Consider the following 17548-nt stretch of genomic DNA (forward strand, 5'->3'; position numbering starts at 1 on the left):
CAAATGGCCGACCTGCTGCTCATCGAGGACGAATCGGTCATCCGCAAGGCCCTGGAGCGGCTGCTGAGCCGTCACGGGTACAGTGTCCACCAGGCCGACTCTCTCGAACAGGCCCAGGAGCGCTGGAACCTGGACGCCTTCGACCTGATCCTCGCCGACATGCGCCTGCCCGGCGAGCCCGGCACCGAGGCCATCGAGCGCACCACGGCCCCGGTGATCATCATGACCAGTTACGCCAGCGTGCAGTCGGCGGTGGAAGCCATGCGCCAGGGCGCAGCGGACTATATTGCCAAACCCTTCGACCACGACGAGCTGCTGCTGCTCGTCGAGCGCACCCTCAAGGAAGGCCGGCTACAGCGCCAGAACGCCGCCCTCAAGGCCCACGTCGAGCGCGATTACCCGGTCACCGGCATCGTCGGCAACTGCGAGGCGATGCGGGCGGTCTTCGAGCGCATCCGCAAGGTCGCCCCCACCGATACCTCGGTGCTGATCCTGGGCGAATCGGGCACCGGCAAGGAGCTGGTGGCCCGGGCGCTGCACGAGCAGAGCGAGCGCCACGAGGGGCCTCTGGTGGCGGTGAACTGCGCGGCGATCCCCGACGGACTGATCGAAGCAGAGCTCTTCGGCCATGAGCGGGGCGCCTTCACCGGCGCCGTCGGCGCCCGTGCGGGGCTAGTGGAATCCGCCGACGGCGGCACGCTGTTCCTGGATGAGATCGGCGAATTGCCCCAGCAGGCCCAGGGACGACTGCTGCGGGTCCTCCAGGAGGGGGAGATCCGGCGCATCGGCTCGACACAGGCCCGGCGGGTGAACATCCGCCTGGTGGCCGCCACCCACCGCGACCTCAAGAGCCTGGCCGGCGCCGGCGAGTTCCGCGAGGATCTATTCTTCCGGATCAACGTGATGGAGATCCGCCTGCCCCCGGTGCGCGAACGCGCCCCGGACATCCCCGAACTCGCCCGCTTCCTGCTGGAGAAGACCTGCCAGCGGCTCAACCGCGCCCCTCTGGAGCTCTCGCAGGCAGCCATCGACGCCATGGGCGCATACTCCTGGCCGGGCAACGTGCGCGAGATGGAGAACACCATCGAGCGGGCGGTGATCCTCAGCGAAGGCAACACCATCAGCCCGGATATGCTCGGCCTGCCCGCGGCCGAAAGCGCGGCAGCCGGGTCCGAATCCGGCGCCACGGCCGAGACTGGCCCACGCCAGGACCTGTCCCTGGAGGACTACTTCCGCCAGTATGTCCTGACACACCAGGATCACATGACCGAGACCGCCCTGGCCCGAGGGCTCGGCATCAGCCGCAAGGCGCTGTGGGAGAAACGACAGCGCCACGGGATCCCACGGCCGGGTAGCAACCGGGCGTGACGTGTTACCTTTCGACACACCTGTGGACCGGAAGGCGTGCAACCTCGTAACACTTTGCTCTGCTATCCTCCCCGCGTGACCAGAGCGCGGGCACTTACGGCCGGGTCGTCGCCAGGAGACGGCCAGCTTGACCGACCAGAAATCCGGGAGGAGAGAACGATGTCGGAGACCAAGGTGTACCCTGTCCCCGAGGCGATCCAGCGGGACGCCCATCTGAACTTCGAGCAGTACCAGGAGATGTACAACCGCTCGATCCAGGATCCCGAAGGGTTCTGGTCGGAGCAGGCGGATAAGTTCCTGGACTGGTTCAGCAAGTGGGGCACCACCTGTCACTGGGATCTGGCCAAGGGCGACATCCGCTTCTTCGAGGGCGGGACCCTGAACGTGGCCTATAACTGCGTGGATCGTCACCTGGAGACCCGGGGGGATCAGACCGCCATCATCTGGGAAGGCGACGAGCCGGACCAGGATGAGCACATCACCTATCGCGACCTGTACGAGCGGGTTGGCCGCTTCTCCAACGCCCTGAAGGCCCGCGGCGTCAAGAAGGGCGACCGCGTCTGCATCTACCTGCCCATGGTTCCCGAGGCGGCGGTCGCCATGCTCGCCTGCGCGCGCATCGGCGCCGTACACTCGGTGGTCTTCGGCGGCTTCTCGCCCGAGGCCCTGCGCGATCGGATCCAGGACGCCGATGCCGAGGTCGTCATCACCTCGGACGAGGGTGTGCGTGGTGGCCGCAAGATCCCGCTCAAGGCCAACACCGACAAGGCCCTGGAGGGCTGCCCCAACGTCAAGACGGTCTTCGTGGTCCGTCGCACAGGCGGTGATATCGCCTGGAACGACGGGCGCGACGTCTGGTACCACGAAGCCTGCGCCGAGGCCTCTCCGGACTGCCCGCCGGAGCACGTGGACGCGGAGGATCCGCTGTTCATCCTCTACACCTCCGGCTCCACCGGCAAACCGAAGGGGGTGCAGCACAGCACCGCTGGGTACCTGCTTGGCACGGCGATGACCCACAAGTACATCTTCGACTACCAGGATGGCGAGGTGTACTGGTGCACTGCCGACGTCGGCTGGGTGACCGGCCACTCCTACATCGTCTACGGCCCCCTGGCCAACGGCGCGAAAACCCTGATGTTCGAGGGCGTGCCCACCTACCCCGATGCCGGTCGCTTCTGGCAGGTGGTGGACAAGCACGAGGTCTCCATCTTCTACACCGCCCCGACCGCCATCCGCGCGCTGATGGGCCAGGGCGACGACCACGTGAAGAAGACCTCGCGCAAGAGCCTGCGCATCCTCGGCACTGTCGGTGAGCCGATCAACCCCGAGGCCTGGGAGTGGTACTACCACACCATCGGCGAGGACCGCTGCCCCATCGTCGACACCTGGTGGCAGACCGAGACCGGCTCGATCCTGATCGCGCCGTTGCCCGGCGCCATGGACCTCAAGCCCGGCTCCGCCACCCTGCCCTTCTTCGGCGTGGAGCCGCAGCTGGTCGACGACAAGGGCAACGTGCTCGAGGGCGCGACCAACGGCAACCTGGTGATCAACCGCGCCTGGCCGAGCATGATGCGCACCATCTACGGCGACCACGAGCGGTTCATCAACACCTATCTCGCCGCGTATCCGGGCAAGTACTTCACCGGCGACGGTGCCCGCCGTGACGAAGACGGCTACTACTGGATCACCGGCCGGGTCGACGACGTGATCAACGTCTCCGGCCACCGGATGGGTACGGCCGAGGTCGAGAGCGCCCTGGTGCTCCACGAGAAGGTGAGCGAGGCCGCCGTGGTGGGCTACCCCCACGACGTCAAGGGTCAGGGCATCTACGCCTACGTCACCCTCATGGCCGGCGAGGAGCCGAGCGAGGAGCTCAAACAGGAGCTGGTCAAGCTCTGCATCCAGGAGATCGGCCCCATCGCCAAGCCGGACATCATCCAGTTCGCGCCGGGGCTGCCGAAGACCCGTTCCGGCAAGATCATGCGCCGCATCCTGCGCAAGGTCGCCGCGAACGAACTCGACAGCCTGGGGGACACCAGCACCCTGGCCGACCCGACCGTGGTGGATACCCTGATCGAAGATCGGGCCAACCAGTAAGGCGGGAGACGGACGGGGCCGGGCAACCGGCCCCGTCCTGCTGTTCCTGAACCCGGACCCTAGAACACCAAGCCCTAGAGACCCATGTCACCCTGGATCTACTTTCTCGTAACCCTCGCCATCGCCTGGCACGGGCTGACCTACAAGGACCCGGACGGCGATCACCCCACTGTGCACCTGCTCTTCGGCTGCATCGCCCTGATCTTCGCGATGCGCTTTCTCTTCGTCGATATCCTCGGGCTGCCGATCCTCGGCGTGGCGCCGCTGGACGCGGCCTGAACCGCGCCACGGCACGGCCCGTTGAGGCGGGCCGTGGTGGGGTTGGGTCGGGTAGGGAGAAAGGCGGGACGGACATCCCACCCGGCAGGATCGGGCACGGCACGGCAGACGCCGCACCACCCCCTCTCTTCTGATGCGCTAGTCGGGCCGCTGCGTATAGGCCCGCTGCTGGCTGTCCTTCTCCGGATCGGAAAGCTTGCGCTCCGACTCCGGCAGCGCCAATTGTTCTTCGATATAATCAGCCCGCTCGGAAATGCTCGGCTGTCCGTCCGGACCCATGTGAAAGAACCGGGTCAACCACCCCGGGCCGTCGTCCACGGCCTCGTCCAGCTCCGCCGCTTTGCGGTAATCGGCCAGCGCCTTTTCGTGCTCGCCAAGCCGGTCATAGGCAATGCCCCGATTCGCGTAGGCGCCGGCGAATTCCGGGTCGATCCACTCGATGAACCGATCGTAGAGGTCGATAGCGCGCTCGAACTCGCCGAGCTCGAGCAGCGTGGTCGCCTTGCCCAGGTGGGCGTAACGGTGCTGCGGCGCCTCCTCCAGCGCCCGGGAATACTCTTCCAGGGCGCGCTCGTAACGCCGATCCTGGAAGGCACGGTCGCCGGCGATGGTCTTCACATCGCCCGGGCCCCGATCCGGTGCCACGCCCTGGTACAGGGCATAGCCCAGCGGCAGGAGCGCCGCCACGATGGCGATCACCACCCAGGTCCGGTACCCCCGCTCGGTAATCTTGATCATTGCAACACACCCAACGTTGCGGAATTCAGGAAGAAAGAAAACACCGGCAGGATGATGGCGGTCAGCACGCGGGCCCGCCGTTTCTGCCCCGCCAGCTCCTCTTCGGACAACTCCCGATCCAGTCTCCGCTGCAGCCGCCGGACGCTCAACACCCAGATCCACTGACTGACGGGATAGAAGAGCAGGACGACCAGCAAAACGACCCAGAACAGGAATTGAAGCGTCGGATCCATATCGCTCGCTCGAATGAAGCCTTCTGGAAGGAAGGGGCGTAGGGGACCGAAATGGCCCCCTACGCTTCCCGGTCAAAGTGATCCGATGATCACCGACCCGTTACGGACGGCTGACGTCGTAGCGGGCCTTGCCCTGATCCTCGTCGAAGAGGACCTCGATTTCTTTCTCGGGCACGGTGCTCATCTCACACTTGTAGCAGGTGAACCACATCATGTAGATACCGATCACCCACCACAGCAGCTGCCAGACCCAGATGGACGGCAGGCCGAAGAACCACCAGGTATCGGGGTTGGTCGGATCGCCGAAGACCCAGTTGCCCAGCAGGGCGCCCGGACCGAAGGCGAAGATCCACCAGCCGATGACGATGGTGAAGGCGATCGGGATCAGGTGACGCTTCTCGGCCGGCAGCGACGCATGCTCACGCAGGAAGGCGTGCACCGTCATGCGGTGATCGTAGTCTTCCTTGTTGTTCTGCGTCATTGCCGAGACGATCACGGCCACCAGGGCGTTGAGCACCAGGCCCCACCCAGCCGAGTGGATGGTCAGCGGCCAACGACCCCAGGGCACGTCGACGCCCATCGCCGCCAGCAGGTCGATGCCGAGGTTCTCGGTCATCAGCACGGCGATGATGCCCACGCTCAGGCCCCAGACGACACCCGGACGGGTGAGCCAGGGGAAGAAGCAGATGGCTGCCAGGGGCACCCACATCTGCGTACCCATCGCGGTGGCCAGACCGCCGAGCAGCACCAGGGCGTCGGTGGTCACCGTTGCCACGGTCAATGCTGCAAGCACCAGGATGGTGACGAAGATCCGCCCCGCCACGACCTGGGTCTGGTTGCTGGCGTTCGGCATGATGTAGCGACGCAGCAGGTCACGGGTGAACATGCCACTGGTGGTGGACATGTACGCCGCACCGGTGGACTGCATGGCCGCCAAGGCACAGACCGCCAGCAGGGCCGCCAACCAGGGCGCTGCCGCCTCCAGCATATTCAGCAGCTGGGGCACCAGCTCGCTGTCACCGCCCCGATCCAGGGACAGGTCCAGCCAGGCCCGCTCGAGATCCCCCGGCAGGGCTGCCAGCCAGTCCGGATCCATGTTGCGCGGATCCTCACCAATGGACAGCGCCGCCAGACCGGCCGCAATGACCTGCTCGACCTCCTGACGGTTCAGCTCGGGGTGCTCGGCCTGGATCATGCCACGCTGCATGACCGCCGAGGGCACCAGCGGGCTGAGGTTCATGCCGTCCAGGGACTCACCGGCATCGAGGCGCTGGCGCACCTCGTCGACTAGCCCCCGGTGTTCCGCACCCGGCTCGAACAGCGTCCGGTACTCGGCCAGCTCCTCGCCGTACTGGTCGGAGAAGATGTCCTTGGCGAACTCGGTGTTGCCGCCCAGGCCGTGGGTGGCCATTGCCTGGATCGCCAGGAACGTGAACATCAGGGCACCGACGCCCAGCGGGGACATCCAGGTCTGCTGCGGCGCAAACGGCCGCGGGTTCTGGTTGGAGAACGCCCACATGGTGAACGAGGGCGAAGCCATGATGCCGCCCAGCGCCAGCATGTAGGTGATGTTCATCACGCCGGTCCAGACGCCGCCCTGGGCATTGGCCGCGGCACCGACCCACTGGATGGCACCCGGGATGGCGACGTAGCCGCTGGCACCGGAATCACCCGGGACCATGCCCGGCGAGATCTCCCCAGCACCGCCGGTGGCCGTCTCCCACTCGACGAGGCCGGCAATCACGTGCGTGAAGTTGTTCCAGCCGCCGATGTAGTAGAGCGCCACGATGCCGATGACGAAGATACCCGCCATGAGCAGCACGGCCTGCGCCGCATCCACGTACGCCACGGCACGCAGACCGCCCGAGGCCACGTAGAAAAGCACCACCGCGGACAGCAGCCACATGCCGATCTCGACGCCCATCCAGCCGTCGGTGAGCACATGGAACAGGAAGCCCGAAGCGCGCAGCTGGATCCCCAGGTACGGCACCGCAAAGATCAGCGCCACGATGAGGATCAGGATGCGGATCGAGTCCGTCCGGAAGTAGTCCGCGAACATCTCGCCCGGCGTGACGTAGCCCCAGCGCTTGCCGATCATCCATTGGCGCTTGAGGAACAGCATGCCGGTAAACGGGATGCAGATGGAGTAGAACGAGGCGTAGGCGTACTGCAGGCCGGCCTCGTAGATCAGGCCCGGGTGGCCCACGAACGTCCATCCCGAGAAGGACGTGGCCGTCGCCGCCAGTATGAAGACCCACATACTGACGGAACGCCCAGCCACGAAGTAGTCGCTGGCTGTGCGCGACCAGAGGTATCCCTTGATACCCCAGAAGATGCAGTAGCCCCAGTACAGGCCTACAAACACCAACAGCCATATGGCCATAGCTGACATTACGCGTCTCCCCCTCACATTTCTGGAGTTATGAGGTGTTGCACCCCCCACAGGGGGCGGCAAGCACCTAGCGAAAAACGTGCCACCCTTGCGTGGCCCGCTAACCCGCTGATGCACCTGGGCGCCGGTCCCGGCCTCCCCGCGCGGACGTTACCCGCGGTAACAGGCCACGTTCCCGCAGGTAACACCGGTGAGTAACACCCGCACAGTGATTTGTCTCCGCGGCCGGGCTTGGGCATGATCAAAGCGAGCAGACGCCCGCACAGGAGAAGCGCCAATGGCCACCGGAGCGAACAGCCCCGGGGAACCGCACGTATCCGCCGACACGCTGGATATCCGCCGCCTGGCCGAGAACGAGGTCTTCCGCAACCTCGACGACGGGGTCCTGCGTGCCCTGCTCGGCCGGGGCAGCGTCCACCACCTGGACAGTGGCGAGGTGCTCTTCCACCTCGGCGACCCGGACCGGGATACGCTCTTTATCCTCTACGAGGGGCGCGTGGAACTGCGCGACGCGCACAACGTGGTCACCGTGCGCGAGCCGGTGACCCTGCTCGGGCTGTCAAGCTACTTCGACGACGAGCCCTACACCCTCACCGCCCTCGCCACCCGGCCGACGCTGGTCGTCGGCGTCCCCTTCGAGGACGTGCGCACCCTCGAACGCGAGCACCCGGCGCTGGCCGACACCCTAAGCCGCATCATCGCCGACCGGATCCGCGCCAACTCCTGGCAGCACCGCGGCAGCCCCACTGGCGCCCTGTCGCAGCCGGCCCGCACCGCCATGTCCACGCCGCTGACCTACCAGCAGCCGGACTGCAGCCTCGCCGAGGCGTTCCGCTTCATGGACGAGCGCCAGATCGGCAGCATCGGCGTGCTCGACGAGGCTGGTGGACTGGTGGGCCTGGCCACGCTGCGCACCATCGGCCGGGCCATCTTCACCCGCGGACTCAGCCCGGACGCCTCCATCGTCGAGGCCGCCGAGCGGATCACCGCCATCGGTCCGGAAACGCCACTGTCCGAGGCCAAGGACATCCAGGCGCGGGAGAACGTCAAGTACCTGGTGGTCATGGACGGCACGCGCCCGGTGGGCATGCTCTCGCAGTCGAACATGCTGCAGGCGATCATGGCGCAGCAGACGGTCATGCGCGAGCGCACCAACCGAGCCACCAGCATGGCGGAGCTGCGCCAACTGGCCGGCGAGGTGGGCTACGTCGCCCGCGAGGCCTGGAACAACAACCGCGAGGCGAGCCGCGCCACCTACCTGCTCAGCGAATTCCACCTGCAGCTCCAGCGCCGCTGCATCGACCTCGTCCTCGACGAACTCCACGGCGAGGGATGGGGCGAGGCCCCGCGCCCCTACGCCCTGCTCGTGCTCGGCTCGCTGGCCCGCCGCGAGGCACTGATCAACCCGGATCAGGACAACGCCATGATCATCGGGGACTACCCCCGCGGCAGCAGCGAGCCCCGCCCCCTGGACGAGACCGAGGCGGAGTGGTTCGCCAACTTCGCCGAGCGGGTCAACGTCCGCCTCGACGAGCTCGGCTACGAGTGGTGCAAGGGCGATATCATGGCCCGCAACCCGGAGTACCGCCACGCGCTGGAGCGTTGGCGGCAGCAGTTGCGCTACATCGCCCGGCACCCGAACAGCACCTCGGCCCGGTGGAGCAACATCTTTCTGGATTTCGAACTCCTCTACGGTGAGCAGGGGCTGGTCACCGAGCTCTGGGATTTCGTCCTCGCCACCCTGCAGGAGCAGCCCAAACTGCTGCGCTTCATGACCGGCGACGACGCCGAGGGGCAGCCGGCCGTGGGGCTGTTCAACCGCCTGATCCGCTCGCGCCGCTCCGACAATGGTCACGGCTGCGTCGATATCAAGCGCAAGGGCCTGCGCATCATCGCCAACGGCGCGCGCATCTACGCACTCTCCGCCAACGTGCGGGAGACCAACACCGTCGCCCGGCTCAAGGGCCTGCGCCGCGAGGGTGTGCTCACCAGCGAGATGGTCGACTCGGTCCTGACCGCCCACGAGGAACTGCTCGACCTGCTGCTGACCCACCAGATCGAGCAGCATCAGGCGGGGCAGATTCCGGACAAGTACATCGACCCCGAGGAGCTGGACGACCTGACCCGGCAGTCCCTGGCGACGAGCATGAAAGCGGTCAAGCGCTTCCAGGACCGCGTACAAGGCGTCTTCGGCCTTTAGAATAGGGCGCTCGCCGGGGGGGCAGCACGCCCCCGGCGATGGCGACCCGGCACGATAACCGAGAGGAGGCGGCCACGAAGATGAGCCAAGAGATCCTGATCGTGGACGATGAGGACAACATCGTCTTGTCCCTGGAGTTCCTGATGAAGCAGGCCGGTTTCGAGGTACGCACCGCCCAGGACGGCGAGCAGGCCCTCGAGGCCCTCGAGGCGCGCATCCCGGACCTGGTGCTGCTCGACGTGATGATGCCCCGCAAGGACGGCTACGAGGTCTGTCAGGAGATTCGCCAGCGCGCCGAGTGGGCGCACCTGCCGGTGGTCATGCTCACCGCCAAGGGCCGTGACGTGGAGCGCGAGAAGGGGCTGGCCATGGGCGCGGACGACTACATCACCAAGCCGTTCTCGACCCAGGAAGTGGTGGAGACGGTCCAGCACATCCTGGCCAACGGGGCGCAGTGATGGCCAGCGCCATGGCTCGCCGCCGGCTGAAGTTCTGGGCACCGGCACTGTTCCTGCTCCTGCTGATCGCCGCTGCGCTGGCCACCGTCGGTTACTTGACCCTGGGCCACGTCCCCGAGGGCCCGGAGCGCGCCAACGCGCTGCTCGCCTTCGGGGCCGCCGGCGCCGTGCTCATGGGGGCCACCGTAGCCATCTGGATCCTCCTCGACGCCGCGGTGATCCGCCCTCTGGGTGCCCTGGCCCGCGGCGCATCGATCATGGCCCACTCCAATCCGGCCCACGAGCTGGAGATCCCGAGCATGCACCTGCTCGGCGAACTCCCGGAGAGCTTGCAGACCCTCGGCAGCAATCTCTACGAGAGCCGCCGCGAGGTGGCCAAGGCGCTGGGCTCCGGCGCGCAGGGGGCGGAGAACCAGAAAACGCGCCTGGAGATCGTCCTGCGCGAAATCCAGCAGGGTGTGATCGTTTGCGACACCGAGGGGCGGATCCTGCTCTACAACCCGGCCGCCGGGGAGATCCTGCGCAACGACGCCCTGGGCCTCGGGCGCTCGATCTACGATGTGCTGGCCCGCTCGGCGGTGGACCACACCCTGGAGATGCTCCAGCACCGGCTGGCCATCGCCGAGGACCACACGGTCGCCGAAAACCGGGCCGAGTTCGTCTGCGCAACGGTAGACGACGGTGCCCTGCTGCACTGCCGGATGAGCCTGCTGCCCTCCTCCAGCCCGCTGCGCTCCGGATTCGTGCTGACCCTGGAGGACATCACCCGCAAGATCGAGGGGGTGGCACGACGTGACCACGCCCTGCGCAGCGCCGTCGAATCGCTGCGCGCACCGCTGGCGAACCTGCGCGCCGCCGCCGAGAGCCTCGGGCAGGGCGACGAGGCCATGGCCCGCGAGCAGCGGCAGTCCTTCGAGGCCATGATGGTCCACGAGAGCCGCGAGCTGAGCCGGCGCTTCGAGCGCATGGCCCGGGAAACCCACCGCCTGGTCTCCGCCCCATGGACGATGGCGGACATCAGCAGCGCCGATCTCTTCGCCAGTGTGCTGCGCCGCCATCCCGAGGGGCTGCCCCGGGTGGAGGTGGTCGGCATTCCGCTCTGGATGCACGCCGAGAGCCACTCCATCGGCCTGGTGCTGGAGCACCTGCTGCGCCACCTGCGCGGCGACCTGGGCATCGAGTCGGTCCGGGCCGAGCCGCTCATGGGCGACCAGCGGGTCTATCTGGATCTCTCCTGGACGGGGGCACCGATCCCGCCGGAGAAGCTCGAGGGGTGGCTCGACGAGGAGTTGCCCGAGGCCACCGGACAGCTGACACCGCGTGGCGTCCTGGAGCGCCACGACAGCGTGGCCTGGAGCCAGACCCAGCCGCGTTGTGAAGACCGCGCGGTACTCCGCATCCCCGTGCCGGTGTCGCGGCGCCAGTGGGAGCAACCGGGCGAGCGGCTGCCGCCGCGGCCGGAGTTCTACGACTTCTCGCTGGCCGACCAGGCCGCCGACCAGGGCGAGCTGCTCGACCGTCCTCTGGCCCAGCTCTCCTTCGTGATCTTCGACACCGAGACCACGGGCCTGGCCCCTTCGGAGGGCGACGAGATCATCTCCATCGCCGGGGTGCGCATGGTCAACGGCCGCATCCTCGAGGGCGAATGCTTCGAGCAGCTGGTCAACCCGGGCCGGCCCATCCCCAAGGCGTCGATCAAGTTCCACGGCATCCGCGATGAGATGGTCGCCGACAAGCCCGGGATCACCACGGTCCTGCCGCAGTTCAGTGCCTTCGTCGGCGACTCGGTACTGGTCGCCCACAATGCGGCGTTCGACATGAAGTTCATCCGCCTTAAGGAGGAGCAGTGCGGCCTGAGGTTCGAGAACCCGGTGCTCGACACCCTGCTGCTTTCGGTCTTCCTGCACGACCACACCCCCGAGCACACCCTAGAGGCCATCGCCAACCGGCTGGGGGTGGAGATCAGCGGCCGCCACACCGCGCTGGGCGATACCCTGGTCACCGGCGAGATCTTCGCGCAGATGCTACCCCTGCTCGAGGAGCGCGGCGTCACCACCCTGCGCGAGGCCATCAACGCCTCCGAACAGATGATCGAGGTCCGCAAGCAGCAGGCTCAGTTCTGACGTGACGGGACGGCGCAGCGAGCGACTCACCGCCCTGGCCCTGCTCGGGGTGGTGCTGTTTAACTACCCGGTGCTATCGCTGTTCGCGGTGGACGGCAAGGTGCTCGGGGTGCCGGTGCTCTACGCCTACTTCTTCACCGTCTGGGCCGGACTGATCGCGGCCGTCGCCCGGCTCAACCGGGCGGCCGCACGGGGGTGAGCGCCGTGCTGCCGGCCTGGACCATTCTGCTGGTCTCGGCCCTTTACGTCGGGCTGCTCTTCGCCGTCGCCTATACGGCGGACAAGCTCGGCGACCGCGGCCTGTCGCTGGTCAACAACCCGTACGTCTACACCCTTTCCATCGCCGTCTACTGCACGGCCTGGACCTTCTACGGCAGCGTCGGGCTGGCCGCTGAACACGGGCTGGCCTTTCTGACCATTTACCTCGGCCCCACCCTGATGGCCATCGTCTGGTGGGTGGTGTTGCGCAAGATCGTGCGCATCAGCAAGCTCTACCGGCTGACCTCCATCGCCGACTTCATCGCCGCCCGCTACGGCAAGAGCATGCTGCTCGGCGGCCTGGCGGCGTTCATCGCCCTGGTGGGCACCACCCCGTACATCGCCCTGCAGCTGCAGGCCGTCTCATCGAGTTTCGACGTGCTGCTGCACTTCCCCGACATGGAGGCGGTCCAGGCGGGCAGCGCCGGCCTCCTCGACGACAAGGCGCTCTACGTAGCGGTCCTCCTGGCGCTGTTCACCATCCTCTTCGGCACGCGCCACATCGACGCCACCGAGCGCCTGGAGGGCATGGTGGTGGCCGTGGCCTTCGAGTCGGTGGTCAAACTCATCGCCTTCCTGGCGGTGGGGATCTTCGTCACCTTCGTTCTCTTCGCGGGTCCGGTGGAGCTCTTCCGCGAGGCAGCGGCCACCCCGGCCATCCAGGAACTCGGGCTGCTCACCGGGCTGCCCGGCGGCTACCAGAGCTGGATCGCCATGCTGGCGCTGTCAGCCCTGGCCATTCTCTTCCTGCCGCGGCAGTGGCAAGTGAGCGTAGTGGAGAACGTCAACGAGGATCATATTCGCACGGCCTCCTGGCTGTTCCCCCTCTATCTGCTGGTTATCAACCTGTTCGTCCTGCCGGTGACACTCGCCGGTCTGCTGTTCTTCGGCGACGAGATCCCCGGGGACGACTACGTCCTCGCCCTACCCCTGGCGGTGGATCAGGGCCTGCTCGGGCTGCTGGTGTACATCGGCGGCTTCTCGGCGGCCACCGGCATGGTCATCGTCGCCACCATCGCCGTGGCCATCATGGTCAGCAACGATATCGTCACCCCGGCCCTGCTGCGGCTGCGCCGCTTCCACGCCCGGGGCCGGCACGACCTGTCGAGGCTGATCGTCGCCATCCGACGCCTGGTGATCTGCGTCATCCTGGCGCTGGGCTATATCTACTACCTGCTCATCGCCGACACCCACGCCCTGGTCTCCATCGGGCTGATCTCCTTCGCCGCGGTGGCCCAGTTCGCGCCGGCGGTGCTGCTCGGGCTGTTCTGGAAGGGGGCGAGCCGGCGCGGGGCGCTGGCCGGGCTGGTGGCCGGCTTCCTGCTCTGGGTCTACACCCTGCTACTGCCCTCGCTGGCCGAGGCCGGCCTGCTTGGCGAACAGCTGCTCCGCGACGGGCCGTGGGGGGTCGAGTGGCTGCACCCCTACGCCCTGTTCGGCCTGGAGGGTATGGATCCGATCGCCCACGCCTTCTTCTGGACCATGCTCGCCAACCTCGGGCTGCTGCTGGGGGTCTCGCTGTTCGATCGACAGGGCGACATGGAGCGCATCCAGGCCACGCTGTTCGTCGACGTCTTCCTGCGCTCCGAGCGCGACGCCCGCTTCTGGGAAGGCACGGCCACCGTGGGCGATCTGCAGGATCTGCTCGGCCGCTTCCTTGGCCCGGAACGCTCCGCCGAGGTGATCCGCGAGTACGGCGCCCACCGCGGCCGCCCGCTGGACGAGGCCGAGCAGGCTCGGCCCGAGCTGGTCAACCACGTCGAGCGCCTGCTCGCCGGGTCCATCGGCTCCGCCTCGGCGCGGGTGATGGTCTCCTCCATCGTCAAGGGTGAGGCCCTCTCCTACGAGGGCGTGATGGAGATCCTCGACGCCACCTCGCGGGCCATCGAGTACTCACGGCAGCTCGAGGAGAAATCCCGCGCCCTGGAGAGCGCCACCGAGGAGCTGCGCGCGGCCAACGAGCGGCTCAAGGAGCTCGACCAGCTCAAGGACGAGTTCGTCTCCATGGTCAGCCACGAGCTGCGCACGCCGCTGACCTCCATCCGCGCCTTCGGCGAGATCCTGCTCAACAACCCCGAGATGGACGCCGATCAGCGCCGCGAATTCCTTGAGGTCGTGGTCCGCGAGAGCGAGCGTCTGACCCGACTGATCAACCAGGTGCTGGACCTGTCCAAGATCGAGAGCGGCTCGGCCCAGTGGCAGCTGGAGGACGTCGACCTCTCGCGCCTGGCCCGCGAGGCGGCCGAGTCTACCCAGCAGCTCTTCGCCGACCGGCAGACGCAGCTGCACATCGAGGTCACCAGCGACGACAACGCCGTCAAGGGTGATCCGGACCGGCTGATGCAGCTGATCATCAATCTGCTCTCCAACGCCTCGAAGTTCACCGAGCCCGGCGAGGGGCAGGTCTGGCTGCGCCTGGAGCCGGGCCGCGGCGACACCCTGCGCCTGTCGGTGACCGACAACGGCCCGGGCATCAGCGAGGAGGATCAGCGACGGATCTTCGACAAGTTCCACCAGATCTCTCAGCAACAGGCCGGCAAGCCCAAGGGCAGCGGCCTGGGGCTGGCCATCTGCCGGCTGATCGCCGACGCCCACTGGGGCACCCTGTGGGTGGAGAGCGAACCCGGCGCCGGGGCCAGCTTCGTCTGCGAACTGCCGTGCGCCGGCGGCGAGCACAGCAACGTCACCGGCTATGTAGCGTTCACCGAACACGGACCGACATCCCCAGGAGAGGCATCCGCGTGACCGATCCGCAGCCCCCCGCCTTCCAACCGGCCTGGTGGCTGCCGGGCCGCCACGCCCAGACCGTCTTCCCGGCCCTGCTGCGCAGCCCGCCGCGGATCCCGCTGACGTCGGAGACCTTCGAGCTGCCCGACGGCGACTTTCTGGAGCTGGCCTGGGGCCCCCCGGGCCAGGGGCTGGCGATTATCGGCCACGGCCTGGGCGGCAGCAGCGACTCGGCCTACGTGCGCGGGCTGGTGGCCGAGCTGGCTCGGCGCGGTATCGGATCGGTGGTCCTGCAGTCGCGGGGGGCCGGGCGGCGGCCCAACCGCCACCGGCGCTCCTACCACGCGGCGGCCTGGGACGATCTCGAGGCGGTGGTCGCCGGCCTGGTCGAGCGGCGCCCCGGGCAGCCCCTGGCGGTGGTCGGCTTCTCGTTGAGCGGCTCGATGCTGCTCAACTGGCTGGCCGAGCGCGGCGACTGCCCGGTGGCGCTGGCCGTGGCCGTCTCGGTGCCGTTCGAGCTGGACCGCTGCGCCGACGCCCTGGAGCAGGGTTTTGCGCGCGTCTACCAGGCGTACCTGCTGCGCCGCCTGCGGGCGATGGCCGCGGCCAAGTTCGCCGCACGCAGCGATGCGCCGGTGCCGGTGGAGCGGATCCGGCGCATCCGCCGCCTGCGCGAGTTCGACGACCTGCTCACCGCGCCGCTGCACGGCTTTCGCGATAGCGCCGACTACTACCGGCGGGCCAGCTGCCGGCAGCGTCTCGGCGCCATCCGCCAGCCCACCCGGATCCTCCACGCGGCGGACGACCCCTTCGTACCATCGGAGACCATCCCGCAGGCCGACGAACTCGGCCCCGGGGTGTCTATGGAGCTGCAGCGCCACGGCGGGCACGTCGGCTTCGTCCACGGCACCCGGCCGGGCCGGGCCGGCTACTGGCTGGACGGGCGGATCGCCGGGCTTATCGAGACCGCGCTCGGCAACCCGCCCTCTACCGGCTAGACCGGCGCCGGGCTCAGAAGCGCAGCGTCCCGGTCACCCGCACGTCCCGACCCGGCTCATCGCGGATCTGCCACTCGTCGTTCTCCTCCACCGCCAGCGAGGTGTGCTCCGCATACTGCTCATCGAAGAGGTTGTGCACCGCCAGCGCCAGGGTCAGGCGGTCGTCGGCCCACGGCCGCCACTCGGCCTGAACGTCGTGGAGGTGGTAGCCGTCGCGCTCCGGCTCGTCGTCGGGCACGTCGGTGTGATCGCCTACCCAGGTGAGCGTGTAGCCCAGGGTCAGGGTCTCGTGGGCCGACCAGCGCTGATCGAAGACCAGGCGGTCACCGCCGCCCCCACCCAGGCGCCGGATCACCCCCACCGGGTCACCGTCATCGTCGACGGCCTCGGCGCTGAGGAACGAGAGCCGGGCGTCGTAGGGGCCCACGCCCCAGGCGGCGCGCAGTTCGTAGCCACGCAGGCGGACCGGATCGGGGCGGTTGCGGATTCCGCCCACCAGGGGCTGATTATTGTCCAAGAAGTCTTGCGGAAAATCGTCATGGGGATTCCCGGCCCGGTACTGGTGGGGCGACCCCCAGGGATCATTGCGCTCGATGCTGTTCTTGATGCGCGTCTCGAAGAGCGTCGCCTCGAAGTCGAAGCGGTCGCGGGCCGTGATCCAATCCCGCCCCTGGTAGCGCAGGCCGCCCTCCGTGCGGCGCGACTCCTCGGCCTCGAACGGCTCGCCGTCGTTGAGGTTGGTCTCTTCATCGTCGATGTAGGCCAGCCAGCCGATGGGCAGCACGCCGGCACCGCTGACCGCTTCGCCGTAGCCGGCGAACGCACTCCAGCCGGCGCTCATCTCCAGCTCGGCGCTGAGGTTGGGCGAGACGGCGTCACCGTCCAGGTCCTGCTCCACCAGGTCCGTGTTGTAGTCGTCGAAGCGCAGCCCCGCCGAGAGGCGCAGCCGCTCCCAACGCATCCGGTTCTGCAGGAAGGCGCCGAAGTTGCGCGAGCGGTGGCTGAGCCGCGGACCGTCGGTCTGGCCGATGCGCCCATCCTCGGTGTAGTAGTCGAAACCGGCGGTGAGCCGGTGACGGGTCGGCCCGGCGTCCAGGGTGAAGGTGTTGCGCACGTCGCCACCGTGCTCCACGGCCCGGGTGGCGGTGCTGCGGTCCTGGCGCTCGAGGCGGTTGTCGTTGCGGTAGACACGGGCCTGCCAGTCCACGTGGGGGTCGGCCGGGCGGTAGCGGTGCTCTGCCGTCCAGGTCTCGCGCCGCTGCTCCTGGCCCACCGGATCCTGCCGGGTGGTCTCGCGCGGGTCGCCGAAGTCACTGCCCCAGGAGCCGTAGTGGTGGTCCCCCTCGAAGGTGTTGCGCTGCACGCCGAAGCGCAGCTGGTGCCCGCTGGCCGGAACCCGGCTGATGCGGGCCAGGTAGTCGCGGTCGCGGCCGCCGGAGTACGGCATGCTCCCGCCGCCGCCAACGCGGTAGTCATCCCGGTTGACCGCACCGATGTGGGCCAGGACGCCCCAGTCGCCGCCCAGCCGGCCGAAGGCGGTGGCCGAGCCACGCTCGGCCTCGTCGGGGGGGGGGGGGGCCCCGCGCCCGCGGGGCCCCCACGCCCCCGCGGGGGGGGGCCGGGGGGGGGGGGGCCCCCCGCCAGAGCGGAGGCGCAGGGTGGGACACCCTCCTGCGC

13 protein-coding genes are annotated in these 17548 nt (G+C 68.1%); 9 read left to right on the forward strand and 4 right to left on the reverse strand.

Annotation, left to right across the window (positions count from 1 at the left end; genetic code table 11):
* The first annotated feature begins 3 nt into the window (after positions 1–3).
* From LRG10_RS01905 to LRG10_RS01915, 3 genes are all read left to right on the forward strand, one after another.
* Positions 4–1368, forward strand: a complete 1365-nt coding sequence (locus tag LRG10_RS01905; protein ID WP_201171802.1) for a sigma-54 dependent transcriptional regulator — start codon at positions 4–6, stop codon at positions 1366–1368.
* Positions 1369–1527: 159 nt separating this feature from the next.
* Positions 1528–3465 carry an acetate--CoA ligase gene (acs, locus tag LRG10_RS01910; protein WP_201171803.1) on the forward strand — a complete coding sequence of 646 codons (1938 nt, stop codon included), beginning with the start codon at positions 1528–1530 and terminating at the stop codon, positions 3463–3465.
* A gap of 84 nt (positions 3466–3549) precedes the next feature.
* Complete coding sequence (locus tag LRG10_RS01915; protein ID WP_201171804.1) at positions 3550–3744, forward strand: hypothetical protein; 195 nt, start codon at positions 3550–3552, stop codon at positions 3742–3744.
* A gap of 138 nt (positions 3745–3882) precedes the next feature.
* Here the strand turns inward: LRG10_RS01915 and LRG10_RS01920 are convergent, their stop codons facing one another.
* The 3 genes from LRG10_RS01920 to LRG10_RS01930 form a co-directional block, all read right to left on the reverse strand.
* Positions 3883–4482: a tetratricopeptide repeat protein gene (locus LRG10_RS01920; RefSeq protein ID WP_201171814.1), complete on the reverse strand. Its 600-nt coding sequence runs from the start codon at positions 4480–4482 to the stop codon at positions 3883–3885.
* Positions 4479–4715: a hypothetical protein gene (locus tag LRG10_RS01925; protein ID WP_201171817.1), complete on the reverse strand. Its 237-nt coding sequence runs from the start codon at positions 4713–4715 to the stop codon at positions 4479–4481. Before LRG10_RS01925 ends, LRG10_RS01920 begins: the two co-directional genes overlap by 4 nt.
* Positions 4716–4815: 100 nt before the next feature.
* Complete coding sequence (locus LRG10_RS01930) at positions 4816–7107, reverse strand: sodium:solute symporter (RefSeq protein ID WP_201171819.1); 2292 nt, start codon at positions 7105–7107, stop codon at positions 4816–4818.
* Positions 7108–7384: 277 nt separating this feature from the next.
* Between LRG10_RS01930 and LRG10_RS01935 the strand changes: the two genes are divergently transcribed.
* The 6 genes from LRG10_RS01935 (at position 7385) to LRG10_RS01960 (ending at position 15871) form a co-directional block, all read left to right on the forward strand.
* Positions 7385–9307 carry a putative nucleotidyltransferase substrate binding domain-containing protein gene (locus LRG10_RS01935; RefSeq protein ID WP_201171825.1) on the forward strand — a complete coding sequence of 641 codons (1923 nt, stop codon included), beginning with the start codon at positions 7385–7387 and terminating at the stop codon, positions 9305–9307.
* A gap of 80 nt (positions 9308–9387) precedes the next feature.
* A complete protein-coding gene (locus LRG10_RS01940; protein ID WP_201171826.1) occupies positions 9388–9765 on the forward strand; it encodes a response regulator transcription factor in 378 nt (125 codons plus the stop codon).
* A complete protein-coding gene (locus LRG10_RS01945; RefSeq protein WP_201171829.1) occupies positions 9765–11888 on the forward strand; it encodes an exonuclease domain-containing protein in 2124 nt (707 codons plus the stop codon). The genes LRG10_RS01940 and LRG10_RS01945 overlap by 1 nt, the downstream gene beginning before the upstream one ends.
* 1 nt (position 11889) lies before the next feature.
* Positions 11890–12087, forward strand: coding sequence for a hypothetical protein (locus tag LRG10_RS01950; protein ID WP_201242928.1), 198 nt, complete (start codon positions 11890–11892; stop codon positions 12085–12087).
* Entirely contained in the window at positions 12084–14891 is a 2808-nt protein-coding gene (locus tag LRG10_RS01955) for a sensor histidine kinase (protein WP_338018465.1), read from the forward strand. The genes LRG10_RS01950 and LRG10_RS01955 overlap by 4 nt, the downstream gene beginning before the upstream one ends.
* On the forward strand, positions 14888–15871 hold the full coding sequence (locus LRG10_RS01960; RefSeq protein ID WP_238634537.1) for a hydrolase: 984 nt from the start codon (positions 14888–14890) through the stop codon (positions 15869–15871). The genes LRG10_RS01955 and LRG10_RS01960 overlap by 4 nt, the downstream gene beginning before the upstream one ends.
* A 13-nt stretch (positions 15872–15884) precedes the next feature.
* Here the strand turns inward: LRG10_RS01960 and LRG10_RS01965 are convergent, their stop codons facing one another.
* Positions 15885–17318, reverse strand: a complete 1434-nt coding sequence (locus LRG10_RS01965) for a TonB-dependent receptor (RefSeq protein WP_238634539.1) — start codon at positions 17316–17318, stop codon at positions 15885–15887.
* Positions 17319–17548: the final 230 nt, after the last annotated feature.

The organism is Halorhodospira sp. 9628 (assembly GCF_022228075.1).
In the GTDB taxonomy this organism is placed as follows: Bacteria; Pseudomonadota; Gammaproteobacteria; order Nitrococcales; family Halorhodospiraceae; genus Halorhodospira; species Halorhodospira halophila_A.